We start from the raw sequence: 12,842 nt of genomic DNA on the forward strand, positions 1-12,842 counted from the left end.
TAAAGTCCGCTTCCTGTGCATTGCCGCCGTCGCTGAGGCCCAGTGCTGCAAAGGCAGCGAAGGTCTGCTTTGTGGCCACTTTCCTGATCAAGACCCACACAGATGCTGAAAAAATGCCGGATTCATTGCTCACCCCTGAGGAAGCGGATTCACTGTTGAGTGCCCGCTCTTGAGCCGTTTTACAGCCATTGTACCCGACACAACCATCGCGCTAGTGTCCGCTCATGGGCATTTCATCAATCGACCAACTCAAAAGCATTTTCAGAGATGCGGGCGTGGACTGGGTTTACACCAAGGTTCTCGCGCGCAAACAAGACAACGATAAGAATCAGATCGTTCTCGCCAGCCAGCTTGAAGGTCTCGTCAACGCGTTTCCCGTCCGCGAAACCCGCCTGCGTGAGCCAAGCAGCAGTACTAGGAAACGCAACTCCGCTGCAGGCCGGCCGATCACCGAAGCGCGCCTTAACTTTTACTGGCTGGATGAGCACGGCAACCGGTTCCATGCCCCCGACACTAAGCTGATCGAGTATTTCCAGTACCCGGAAGCCCGGCTGTCGGGGTTCATAAAGGGATGCGAACGGGCGCCTGCCGCAATTCGCAGGACAAAGCAGGCTGACTTCGGAAAACGAGTCCTGGGCATCGGAGCCAATCGGGCGGGTGAAATCTTCGGATTACTTCTGACTGAACGCAATGACCCGGTTGTAGCGGATTTTCCCGAACTCGCACCCTCGGGCATTTCAGGTGTCCTTGGCATCCTGAATGTAACCGGTGATGCAACAGCGACACCCCAGGAACAGTTGACCCGCGAGCTTCGGGGGATTGTCGTTGCCGGGTGGCACCCGTCTGTCAGAAACAAAGGTGGCACCATCGTTCCCTTCAGAGGAAACCAGGGCGCCGGATACACGCTGGAGGCCCTGCTCGGTGTGGAGACCAACGCCCTAAAGGAACCCGATGCGTATGGCCATGAGATCAAATCCTTCAGAGGAGACAAAATCAGCCTGATGACACCAACAGCGGATATGGGCGCAGAAGGCGACCTTACCTTTCGCAATTTCATGATGACTTACGGCTGGGAGGGAAAAAAGGGCGACGGGTCTCGCCGATTCACAGGGGTACATCGCGCGGGAAAACGGAGCAACTCGACCGGATACCTTCTCGGAGTTTCAGGGTTTGATCCTGTGAGTGGTGAGTTTGACAACAACCCGGAAGAAATCTTCGTTGGAATTTCAGATCCGAACACCGCAAATCTGATAGGTGGGTGGTCTCTTGAAAAACTTGCTAATTCCTGGAACACGAAACACGCGCTGGCGGCTTATGTGCCTGCCGGGTTCCGGAAAGATCCTGATAGCGGGGGTGGGGGTGATCAATACCGCTTCAACGCGCCATGGTTCATGTGTGAAGGCACTGATGTATGGCGCTTGTTGCGCGCGATCGCATCTGGTCTGGTTTACTATGACCCCGCTCACACAATCTACGCAGACGGCAGCGCGAAGGTCCGGCCGCAATGGAGGATCGGGACATCACGCCTAGAAGCGGCGCTGCGGGAACTTTACGCGAGAGTATCGGTGGTTTCCTAACCCTGACCTTCGATCGAACAATCCACTGCATTCCCCTCGAGCCATTCGCTGAGGCGATCAAGGACATAGGCCGGCTGAAGGCGACGTTTTCCTTTCAGCGCGCATTCCCAAACATTGCCGACGCGCCAGCCTGCTGCTTTCAGTGCGGCCTGGTTCTTCTGATCACGCTCCACGTTCCCGCCGATTTTGTCCCGCCAGAATTCCATCCGGGTTTTTGGCCATTTGAACAGCGGGCAATCATGTCTGTGCCAGAAACAGCCGTTCACAAAGATCACGGCCCGATACCTGGGCAACACCAGGTCTGGCCGCCCGGGCAGTTTGCGATTGTGGAGGCGAAACCGAAACCCACGAGCATGGAGCCCCCGACGGATAATCAGTTCAGGTTTAGTGTCTGTGCCCCGGATCGCCGCCATGTTGCGGGAGCGGGTTTCCGGATCGTGGACGTCAGCCAACTTTGCGAGCCGGTTCGGCCTCCTGAGCCGTCACGATCGCCCGAATATGCGGTTCCATCACCTGTGCAACCTCAGCAAAGACCGGCACAGCCACCGAGTTCCCAAACTGCTTGTAGGCCTGGGTATCAGAGACCGGGATCCGGAAGTCTTCCGGGTATCCCATCAGACGGGCGCATTCCCGTGGTGTGAGCCTGCGGGGATTTTTGCCTTCGCCACGGCTCACAAGGATTTCCGATCCGTCTTTGTAGTACCGAGCGGACAGGGTTCTGGCGATGCAGTCGTCGTCTACAAGGCCAAAGCCAAACCCGTTGCCCTTAGCTTTGTGTTTGGCCGCGTAGTCCTGCAGGTATTTCCAAAGCTTGTCGGTCAGGGTGTATTTGTCACTGACAGTGGCATCATCGCCAAGTGTGAAATGCCCCTCAGGATCTTCCATGCCGTTCTCCGGGTGAAGTATATCCCGCATCCGGCGCTCCCGATGAGGTGGCAATACTACGTCATTAAAGCTGAACGGAACCTCTTCGCGAAAGCCAACTATGACAATCCGCTCCCGATGCTGGGGCACAAAGTGGGCCGCATCAATCACCCGGGGATCGGGTACGTAGTAGCCCAGTTCATCCCGCAATTTCCGTATGATGACTTCAAAGGTCCGGCCCTTGTCGTGACTGCGCAGATTTTTTACATTTTCCAGCATGAACGCAGCCGGACGGTGATGTTTCAGGATCCGCAGCACGTCGAAGAAAAGTGTGCCCTGGGTCTCGTCGTCAAAGCCGTGGGCACGGCCCAATGCATTCTTTTTTGACACCCCTGCAATCGAAAACGGCTGGCAGGGAAAGCCCGCAACCAGAACGTCATGCTCCGGAATGTCTTCGGCTTCGATTTTCGTGATGTCGCCTGCGATGGGGCGGTTGTCCGCGAAGTTGGCATCGTAGGTCTGCTGGGCGTATTTGTCCCATTCCGACGTAAACACGCAGTGCCCGCCCGCACTCTCCATTGCCATTCTCAGGCCGCCAATACCGGCAAACAAGTCAACGAACGAAAATGCGGCGCTGGAAGTATCCGGCTGACGCGCCTCGGCTTCCATCCTCAGGAGGTTTATGACCACTTCACGCGGGGTTTCCTCTCCGCGTTTCCAGCGATAGATCTGACTTTCTGAATAACCCAGAATTTCCGCGGCCTCAGAAACCGAATGACCGGTTTTCTGCAACAACAATTCAAATTCAGTCATTCTGCTTGCCCTCTTTTCCCACGTTTCAGATGTTCGCGGGGAATTTTTTTGTCACTATGGCGACCAGAATCCCCAGAGGCAAGAACATTCTGGAAACATAGAAGTGCATTTGGAGTTAACGCGGGGTAGAACCTGAACATAATGGGGTTGCTCAAAGCGTTTTTGCAAAGCTGACCGGTAGTCTGGAGGATGCAACGTCACTGGCGGTAAATGGCCAGAACCCTAAGTTAAGCTCTGAACTCACCCGATCCCTTCAGGCTTTGCTGATCCAAGCCGATGCCCGGCTACAAGTCCTGAAAGCGATTTCAAGCCATCACCGCTGACCCGGGAGCAGAAAAAGGAGAGAACACGCAAGCAGGCAAACGTATTGCATGGAGAGGATCCTGTCATTTTCACGCAATGCGTTGATCACCGATAAAAAGACCCGGCCCCATTATTCCAGGAATGTCACCCGGTATGTAAGGTCGGCGGCCAAAATTTGGCCGGGACCAGCCAAGCAGTTGCGTAAGTGCGTCAACCTGATCATCATGTTTCAGATTAGGAAAACCGAGGAGTTCGCGCTCAAACTCTGCAAGCCACGATGCCACTTCGGGCAACCACAATTCGCCAGCCTCGATGCGATGGCTCTGAGCAGAAAACCGGGTCTGCTTGTCTCCCTGAGGTTTGCGCGCAATCGGTCTCGGTAAACCCCGGGGAAGGTTTTCCCGAAGCACCTGAATAAGCTGCTGGCCGCTGGCGGCATCTTCGATCAGCAACGCGGTGATGTTCCAGCGCAATGCCAGCTCAATCACCTTGCGCCGAAGATCGGGAAACTTCAGTTTCTCACGATACACATCAAGTATGTACACATCCCGTTTACGCAACAAAGCTGTGACACAGACAGAATAATCACTGAACACCCCATCCTTGCTGGCCGTATCCCAGCTCTGAACAAACCGGTCTCCGGTCGTTTTTTCGGGCAATACGGAGTACCGTTTGATCCATGGCCTCTTGACATGCAGACCGTCTGCCGGCACCGGCAACTGCTGATACTGTGCAGAGAACCTTGCCGAACCCATTTCGTTTTTCTGCCTTTCCAGATCGGCAGTGCTTTCGCGCTCCGGATGTAGAGCTCCGCCCCGATGACGTTCGTGGCTACGGCCGTTGACTAAGGCAACCCTTTCGTCGTTTTCTGCAATAGCCTGAAGGCACAGATGCTCCCATTCTCCTGTTTCAAGGAGATAGCCTGCCAAATCTTCTTCATGCAGTCTTTGCATGACCAGCAGAATTGCCCCCTAGCCTTATCGTTCAGGCGAGAAATCAGTGTGTTTGCGTACCAGTTGAGGACGCGTTTTCGCGTGGCGTCCGACATTGCATCCTCAGGCTTGATGGGATCATCGATGATGATGATGTCGCCACCCCGACCCGTCAGCGTGCCGCCGACTGAAGTCGATAGCCGACCCCCGCCTTTCGTTGTTCGAAAGTCCATCTCTGAATTCCCACCCCGCTTTATGCGTGTGTTCGGAAAAACCCGCTGATACCACTCAGTTTGCATAATGGCGCGGCAGTCGCTGGCATGCTTTTGCGCAAGATCACCTGAGTAGCTGACACACACAAATTTGCAGGACGGATCCCGCCCCAGCATCCACGCAACCCAGGCCACCGATATGGCAATGGACTTGAGGTATCGCGGCGGCATTGTCACAATGAGCCGCTTGTTGTCTCCGTCGCTGACGCGGTTTAACTGGTTCCCTATTGCGTCAAGATGCCAGTTCTCCAAAAACTGATCACCACCGGAAGCCGTTGCGAAGGACTTTCTCATAAAGGACAGGAAGTCCTGTCGCAGCGCTGCATCGAGTGTTTTCTGTTGCTCACTCATGGTCGTCGCCCTTCGAATTTCGCCTGAGATAACTCTGAAGAATCGCGTCATCCTCTGTTGAAAGTGTGTTTACAGATTGTTGCGCTTCATCCTCCGGACCAAGCAAGGAGACCGCCAGATCGGCCAGCTTGCTGATTGCCCTCACATCGCCTTTGACCGCGCTTGCAGCCAGTTGCTTAACCAGGAGCCGCTGCTTGGTCAGAGTCCTCTGCCGACCATTTTCCGAGATCGTCACCCTTTCTGACAGCTCTGCTCTGAGATCCGTTTTAAATCCCCTCGCCCCCTTTAGACGTCCTTTGGGATTGCCGGATTTTCCCTTTTTGAACTGCGAGTGTTTGGGTGGTTTTCTATATCCAACCTCATAATCCGGATCGTCCGAAGCGCTCATGCGGTCGTACCCCGCGTCTCAGCGATTGTCTGAAAATCGTCGAAACTATCTGCGTGTACGACTGTCTCACCTGTTTCATCCTGCAAACGACGCACGATCAGATCGACATAGAGCGGGTCGAGTTCGATGCCCGCGCCGACCCGACCGCTTCTGGCCGCCGCAAGAAGTATTGTGCCGGATCCTGCAAACGCGTCAACGATCAAACCATCGCGTTTGGAACAGTCCATGATCGCATCCTTAACCATATCCATCGGTTTGACGGTTGGATGGGCTGCCAGATCTTCCATCCGGCCCTCCCGAAACGTATTTGCGCCAGCATAGCTCCAGAGGTTGGATAGATGTCTTCCGGTTTCACCCAGACGAAAGTTGTTGATATGAGCGCCAGTTCCGTTTCGAAACACAAAAACGAGTTCATGCTGGGAGCGGTAGAAAGAGCCCATACCGGCATTTGTCTTTGCCCAGACACAGAGATTTTTCATCTCCTGATAGACTCCATCCGCGGCCTCAAGCACTTCGCGCATATGCCGCCAGTCCATGCAGATGTAATGGATTGAACCGTCTTCGCTGTGATCCACCAGATTGCTAAATACAGTATTCAGAAACTTTGTGAATCCTGCCCGGGACATCTCCCCGGACGCCATCTCAAACTCACGATGCCTGACCCGCCCGAGCCCGGAGACGTGGCCATCGATTGGCACGTTGTACGGCGGATCGGTGAACACCATCTGTACCTTCTCCCGGCCGAGCAGGGTGTGCCAGGTCTCTGACTTGAGCGCGTCGCCGCAAATGACGCGGTGCTCTCCGATCAGCCACAGATCTCCCATCCGGGAAACTGGTTCGCGCGCCGGGTCCGGCAACGGTACCGGGTTCGCCGACTATCCCCGCTCGCTAATACAGGTTTCTCGGTAAAGAGTTTGACGAAGCATCAAATCTTGTGGGCGATCAGACTGAACTACCTCAATCCATTCAGGTGCTTTGCTCACGCAAGTCATGAATACTTCCCGATTAAGAATTTCCTTTCGCGGATCAAATGCGCAAACGAGGTGTGGGTACGCGCAACGAACCGAACCCTAGTTTGTCGATCTTGTTGTGATAGCCAAAATCTAGCGCTCTCATCGTCAACGATCTCAACCAAAACGCATCCCTATTGAAAAACCTCGACAGTCGATAGTTCGTTTACACTTGCTGCCTCATCCCACAAAAGGCGCAGCATTAATTTCAGGCTTTTGGCCTGCATTATCTTTGTAGATAGCTCCGTGTGAACCACAAGCACAAACACCGGGTGCTTGGAAAAGTGGTAGCGTTCATGTAGGCGGCCCATACCGGCTACTCGATAGCAATTTGGGTGCTGCAGTGCAGAGTCTCCAAACCGGCCGCTCACGCACGCTGATACAAAACCTGATTCTCGAATCCAGTCTGCGCTGTTGAAACTGATCTCAGAGTTCAAAAAATTTCGGTAGTGCTGGACCGGCATTGGTGATCTAGGTTACTTCGGAAATACAATGGTTTGGTGGGAGAGATCGTGGCACTCGATCACTACGTATCTCAGGTTCATCTCAAGCAATTCTTGCGACAAACTGACAAGAAGCTCTTAAACGCCGCGAGGAAATCCGACTTGTCGGTTTTTACGCCGAGGCCACGGGACGTGTGTAGAGTTGAAGATGGTAGCACCAACAAATACCTTACTGAAAATCGAGCAGTTGAAGACTATCTGAAGGAGATTGAGCCCGCCTACGAACCTTGTCTCGCACGCGTCTTTGCGGGTGAGCTCGACTGGAACTCACGACAAGTGTTCAGCGGGTTTTTGGCCTATATTCAGACGTACACACCAGCTGCCTTGCGCATGTTTGACCCAATGACCCGCGCAATGCTCGAGCGCACGGTAAGACTACTTGAGGAATCGGGCGAATTGGAACCGATTGACCTCCCACAACTTCCAGATTGGCACGGCAAAACTATGTCGCAGTTGACCAACGAGGGAAAGGTAAAGCTGAATATCGATCTAAGAATGCCGCAGGCAATGGCGACTACTCAGCTTCTGAAAGTTAGGCAATCTCTGGCATCAAGCGACGTTACCATTCTGAAACCAGCCGGGAGCAGCCGATTTCTAACTAGCGATTTCCCGTCAGTAATCTTGGCTCATCATCAGAACAAGTTTGCTCAGCGGTTCCTACCACTATCCCCGAAACTAGGGATTGTTTTCCACACCCATACGTCAATCGAAAATCGAGAGGAAGTTAACCACCGTTTTATCGAAATAGGCGCACGGAGAACACAAAACATCAACGACGAGATAATAAAAGCGGCGGAAGACCTAGTATTTAGCACTCACAAATACCCCTGGCTCTGTGACAAGGTGAAACTGTTCAGAAAGATCCGGGTTGAATCTGTAACTGAAACCGTTGGACCTCTGATCGTCAGCCAACAACGGTCTGTGGAAGCAACTTAGATAATGGGTGCGGCTCAAATGTATGTACCGGCTGCTGTTCGTAAGTGATTTCTGGCGAGTTCTCGGAAGTCGCTCATATGTATCCGGCCTGCTGATCGACACGCGGGTCGTGGCCCTGTTGGGGTTACGCTCGCATCGTGATCTCATTAGCGGACAGGTCGCTGATGACCTTTTGGGCCGTCAGATTCTGGGGGCGTAGTCTTTCCGTTCCATGCTTTCGATCTTTCGCGAACGCCTTTGGGTCGATCCGGCTTAGGCCATACCATTTCTGTGGTAGCAAGCCGAGTTTCTAAAATTCGCTTCGAGCGGAATGTAGGGCACCTTCGGTGTCAATTAACAATGTCAAAACAAGGTCATTCTTAGCGAAATGCATCGAATTGGGGTGTCGTTGCGCAAAGTTAGCGAATAGGTTGCAGCTATGATTTCAGATGCTAAGAATTCGGCAAAATTTCAGCCTATCGATGATCTTTTCGAACTTGACCGAGGTCAAACATTTGACGGTCTAATTCACCCTTTGCAACGGTGGGAGGCCATCTCGAAGACAGACGGCGAAACCTATCAACTTTGCCTATTCAAAAAAACTGCGTCGCAACTCGATAGCGATCTGCGTCGGTTGCTGCATGAACTCGTTCGACGAATCCGTGGTGTCCTGATCGACCGAACCGCGAGAGATGTGCTAGTTGAGCTACTGGATGTTGTAGAGGATGATGACGAAATCGGGCTCCGTTTCTTCGGTTCTCCGTGTCCTAGTTCCTAATGTGGTGCCGGTACCCAGTGCAAACGAATTGATTGAACAGATGGCGGACGACTTGAAGAGTTCGCCTCCTTTGATGTGGCGACCACCAAATAACCGAGCCATCCTTTTGTTCACAAACGGAGCCACTTATGAACTCAAGCCGGAAAGCGGAGATGATAGACTCGCCCGAGTGGTAAGTTGTCGCCCGCGGAAGGCCAAGGACCCGACACTCAACGCAGAAGAAATCGGAAGCGAGTTTCGGGTTTGCAAGAATCCTGCAGAGGCCAAGGACCGAATTCGTCGCTCGGGGGGAGGAGCACAGTCTTGGTCGACTTTGAACGCTGAAGATACTGAAGCGGTCACAGAAGAGAAGTTGCCTCAATGGTACGCGTTGAACCTAATTGAAATCTACTCACTGATGGCTAATCGCCTGCGTCACTATCCAGTTGAAATTCTGGAGACTTCTGCAGGAGGGACAGTCCAATTGGCCGCTCGTTTGGACGCCGATAGAGATGAGTGGCGTGCAAAGTTGGGGCGTCCATCTGCAGCCGACAGTTTGAGCCGAGAATTAGCCAATGACGACGGAAATACAGACTGGACGCTTGCGGCATCCGATGCTCTTTCAATTGGCGCGGCCTCATGGGATGCGTCGCTCCATCATTAGCGCGAATTTTGGTTAAGTCGAACCCGCCCTCGGCCAAGTTAAGTCCATCCACCCGCACCGAAAGTCCGAAATGATGGGCCGCGTCGCTGCAATTGCAGGCCAAGTGCAAGGTCGACTAACAAAATCACCATGCCGCATTGAATAGGTTCGGTAGCACTTCCCTGTTAGTTCCATCGAATTCACTGATATCGGAACGGAATTTCCCTGTTAACGAACTTAGGGAAATTGCGCCTAAGCCAATGTTTTCTCTATCACAATCAAGGCGATAGGCTCAAATACTGGCAAAACCGCAGTTTTTCCCTGTAAATTCCCTGATAATAGGGAATTGTGCTCGAGACTGCCCGCACAGCCATGATTTTCCCTTTTTGTGTCGTCCGGTATGAATCGGAACTTGTCCGACTTGAAACGCAAGTTTTGTTGGGTAAGAGCGCAACTTTTACCAAAACTGGCGGTTTTGCAGTTGGTTCTCAGCCCAGTTAGCTGGTTGCCTAGTTTCCAAGAACTGCCACGGACATGAGATCTGGAGGCTCTGGAATCAGCACCCAAGGGCGGTTTGGGCTGAAGCAATGGGTTGCGATATCGCATTCAAACTGGGAGGTAACGCCATAGCCGCCCCAGCAACAAAACCGCATAACAGCAAAACAACCAACCTCGTTGTTCTCATCCTGAACTTCGCCTGATCGCCGCCAATGGGATACATGGCTGCCCCGCTATGGCCGTGTCGCTTCGAGACAAGATCATCATCGCTAGTGAGGTAAGCTCATAAGCGCAGCAATGGAGCCTTCGAATGCCGACAGCAAAACGACCAAATGTGATACTGATCTTGGCCGATGATCTGGGCTTTGCTGATTTAGGTGCAACCGGATCTGAAATCCTAACTCCGAACATTGATGCTCTTGCGCGCGACGGCGTGCTGCTTTCGGCAATGTATAACTGCGCCCGTTGTTGTCCTACACGAGCATCTCTTTTGACCGGGTTGTACCCGCACAACGCTGGCGTGGGTCACATGGGAGCCAACCTGGGAACGCCTGCATACCAAGGTTTTTTGCGTAATGACAGCGCCACGATTGCAGAGCATCTGAGGGCAAATGGCTATAGGACCCTGATGTCCGGCAAATGGCATGTCGCGGGAGACTTCATGGCGCGCGAAGTTGACAGCTGGCGGGTTGGAGATGTTGAGCATCCTACGCCGCGACAGCGTGGTTTTGATCGCTTTTACGGCATTGTCGACGGCGTCACACACTTCTTCTCGCCGCATTACATGCTCGAAGACGACAGCCGTGTGATGACATTCCCGGATGATTTCTATTTCACAGATTCAATCACGGACAAAGCGATTGGAATGATCGAGGAAACCCCTGACGATCAGCCCTTTTTCCTCTATCTCGCTCATACTGCGCCGCATTGGCCCCTGCATGCCCATCCCGAGGACATCGCGCGCTATGACGGGGTATATACATCAGGCTGGGACGCCATCCGTACTGCGCGGCATGAGACCATGAATGGCATAAACCTATTCCAGACAAACTGGGATATTTCACCGCGAGATGCCGATGTTCAACCCTGGGAATCAGAGAAGAACACAGATTGGGAAGCGCGCAAGATGGCCACGTACGCTGCGATGGTGGACCGGATGGATCAATCGATTGGCAGGCTTATCTCTGAACTGAAGCGCATGGGACAGTTTGAAAACACGCTGATCATGTTTCTTTCTGACAATGGCGGATGCGCTGAATTCATGGCCGAAGACGGCTGGGCAAAGTTCTTTCCCGATACCACGAATGATGGTCGTCATATCAAAATGGGAAACTGCCCCGACGTGATGCCGGGCGATGCGCAGACTTATCAAAGCTACGACAAACCATGGGCAAATGTCTCAAACGCACCGTTTCGTTTGTTCAAACACTACGTCCATGAGGGTGGCATCTCGACACCGCTCATAGCGCATTGGCCCAATGGGTTTGCACCGGGCGCAAATGCGCACGTGGCTTGCCACGTCGTCGATATTCTACCGACTATTTTGGAGGCGACGGGAAGCCAGTACCAAGGCGAGGTTGGCGGGCACGAAATTCAACCTTTGCAAGGGCAGTCATTAATGGAGCTATTCCGTGGTAAAGTCTGGGCGCGAGAAAGACCTATCTTTTTCGAACATGAAGGAAACTCGGCAGTACGGCTGGGTCAATTCAAACTTGTCAGGCAGCATGGGCAAGATTGGGAACTCTATGACATCGAAGCAGATCGCACCGAATTGACTGATTTGAGAGGCCGCAACTTTAAATTGGAGGCAGACCTGATTGGTCAATACGATAACTGGGCAAGAGCAACTGGCGTCATGGATTGGGATGTGGCTCTTCCCAGGCTATTTGAGGCGTGGAAAATCGAAACCGCAGAGGGATAGCTAGCATTCCCCCCGGGGCTCAGAACCATCCATATCAGCACCCCAAGTAAATGACTGATCGCAGCCCGAAGCAGCCGTTGGCTTCGGGCTGGGCTAGAGCCGGTCAGCAAGACGTAACTGCCACCCAACTGGAATAGGTAAATGCCGGGTATCGCGCAATCACGGACATTGCCCTTGGCTCTTTAGGGAGGTCCTGCGGTTAGCGCGGAAGTGTGGTGGCCAGTCTCGGTCCGGCGGCCGGATCGGCATTCATGTGCGGGGGGCGCAGGTTGAGCCAGCGCTGGTCGTTTGACCGGTGGGCCACCAGGCTTTTCAATCCACAGATCAACCCTTCCTCCTGTGCTGCTTTGCGATGGGTTTCCAGTCCCGGTTGCAGCGTGTCTGCTCCGCTCTGGTCACCATCCCGCACAGCTTCATACATGGCCCTGATCGCAGTGATGTTCGAATTGCAGCTTGCCGAAATGCAGCCGCCTGCGCCGAGCGCCATTGCTCTGGCCAGCAGTGTTTCAGAAGCAGGAAAGACGGATAGGCCCGGCGCCGCCCGGATGACGGAGGCGGTATTGTCCCAGTCACCCGAGCTGTCCTTGTAGGCCACCACATGGTCGGGAAAGGCCTCGTTTAACCGGGCGGATAGGGCCGGCGATATCGGCACCCCCGTGTTCTGCGGGATGTTATAGAGGATGATCCGCGGGGCCTTGTCCCCCAGGGTTTCGATCAACTGGCCGTAGTAACGATACAGCCCCTCGTCGTCGGGCGGGTAGAAAAACGGCGGCAGGACCATCGCCGCAGCACAGCCCAGATCAGCCGCATGACGGGTAAGCGTGACGGTATCTTCGAGATTGCATAGCCCGGTGCCCGGCATAAGCTGTTCGGGCGGCACTGTGCCTGATGCAACAAGCTGTTCGAGCACGCCCATGCGTTCACTCATGGTGTTCGAGCTAGCCTCGCCGGTGGTCCCGAAAGGCGAGAGGTAATGTGCACCGCCCTCCAGACAAAACGCGGCATGGTCCAGATAAAGGCCCTCTGCGATGGAAAGGTCATCCTCATAGGGGGTGAGCAGCGGGGTCACGACCCCTGTCAAGCGGGCTTTCAAAG

The 12,842-nt window shown here is 53.7% G+C and carries 10 protein-coding genes; 4 read left to right on the top strand and 6 right to left on the bottom strand.

The features are described from left to right. Positions 1–224: 224 nt before the first annotated feature. Positions 225–1,577, top strand: coding sequence for an MvaI/BcnI family restriction endonuclease (locus tag Q1B13_RS00005; protein WP_299076667.1), 1,353 nt, complete (start codon positions 225–227; stop codon positions 1,575–1,577). Here the strand turns inward: Q1B13_RS00005 and Q1B13_RS00010 are convergent. From Q1B13_RS00010 to Q1B13_RS00030, 5 genes are all read right to left on the bottom strand, one after another. Then, positions 1,574–2,029 (bottom strand): very short patch repair endonuclease, encoded by a 456-nt coding sequence (locus tag Q1B13_RS00010; protein WP_299076670.1) that lies wholly within the window; start codon positions 2,027–2,029, stop codon positions 1,574–1,576. The two genes, Q1B13_RS00005 and Q1B13_RS00010, sit on opposite strands and share 4 nt — an antisense overlap. Then, positions 2,022–3,254 (bottom strand): DNA (cytosine-5-)-methyltransferase, encoded by a 1,233-nt coding sequence (dcm, locus tag Q1B13_RS00015; RefSeq protein ID WP_299076672.1) that lies wholly within the window; start codon positions 3,252–3,254, stop codon positions 2,022–2,024. The genes Q1B13_RS00010 and dcm overlap by 8 nt, the downstream gene beginning before the upstream one ends. Positions 3,255–3,646: 392 nt before the next feature. Further along, complete coding sequence (gene terL, locus Q1B13_RS00020; RefSeq protein WP_299799530.1) at positions 3,647–4,510, bottom strand: phage terminase large subunit; 864 nt, start codon at positions 4,508–4,510, stop codon at positions 3,647–3,649. 594 nt (positions 4,511–5,104) lie between these two features. Continuing rightward, entirely contained in the window at positions 5,105–5,500 is a 396-nt protein-coding gene (locus tag Q1B13_RS00025) for a DUF5681 domain-containing protein (RefSeq protein ID WP_299076680.1), read from the bottom strand. Next, positions 5,497–6,324 carry a site-specific DNA-methyltransferase gene (locus tag Q1B13_RS00030; protein ID WP_299076683.1) on the bottom strand — a complete coding sequence of 276 codons (828 nt, stop codon included), beginning with the start codon at positions 6,322–6,324 and terminating at the stop codon, positions 5,497–5,499. Before Q1B13_RS00030 ends, Q1B13_RS00025 begins: the two co-directional genes overlap by 4 nt. A 698-nt stretch (positions 6,325–7,022) precedes the next feature. On the opposite strand from Q1B13_RS00030, the gene Q1B13_RS00035 reads away from it, so the two are divergent. From Q1B13_RS00035 to Q1B13_RS00045, 3 genes are all read left to right on the top strand, one after another. Next, on the top strand, positions 7,023–7,949 hold the full coding sequence (locus tag Q1B13_RS00035; RefSeq protein WP_299076686.1) for a DUF4238 domain-containing protein: 927 nt from the start codon (positions 7,023–7,025) through the stop codon (positions 7,947–7,949). Positions 7,950–8,653: 704 nt separating this feature from the next. Further along, a complete protein-coding gene (locus Q1B13_RS00040) occupies positions 8,654–9,349 on the top strand; it encodes a hypothetical protein (protein ID WP_299076689.1) in 696 nt (231 codons plus the stop codon). 787 nt (positions 9,350–10,136) lie between these two features. Further along, positions 10,137–11,747, top strand: coding sequence for an arylsulfatase (locus tag Q1B13_RS00045; protein ID WP_299076692.1), 1,611 nt, complete (start codon positions 10,137–10,139; stop codon positions 11,745–11,747). A 199-nt stretch (positions 11,748–11,946) separates the two neighbouring features. Here Q1B13_RS00045 and Q1B13_RS00050 read toward each other — a convergent pair whose 3' ends face one another. Next, positions 11,947–12,816, bottom strand: a complete 870-nt coding sequence (locus Q1B13_RS00050; RefSeq protein WP_299799533.1) for a dihydrodipicolinate synthase family protein — start codon at positions 12,814–12,816, stop codon at positions 11,947–11,949. Positions 12,817–12,842 lie beyond the last annotated feature (26 nt).

It is taken from the genome of uncultured Ruegeria sp., from assembly GCF_947489545.1.
Lineage (GTDB): Bacteria > Pseudomonadota > Alphaproteobacteria > Rhodobacterales > Rhodobacteraceae > Ruegeria.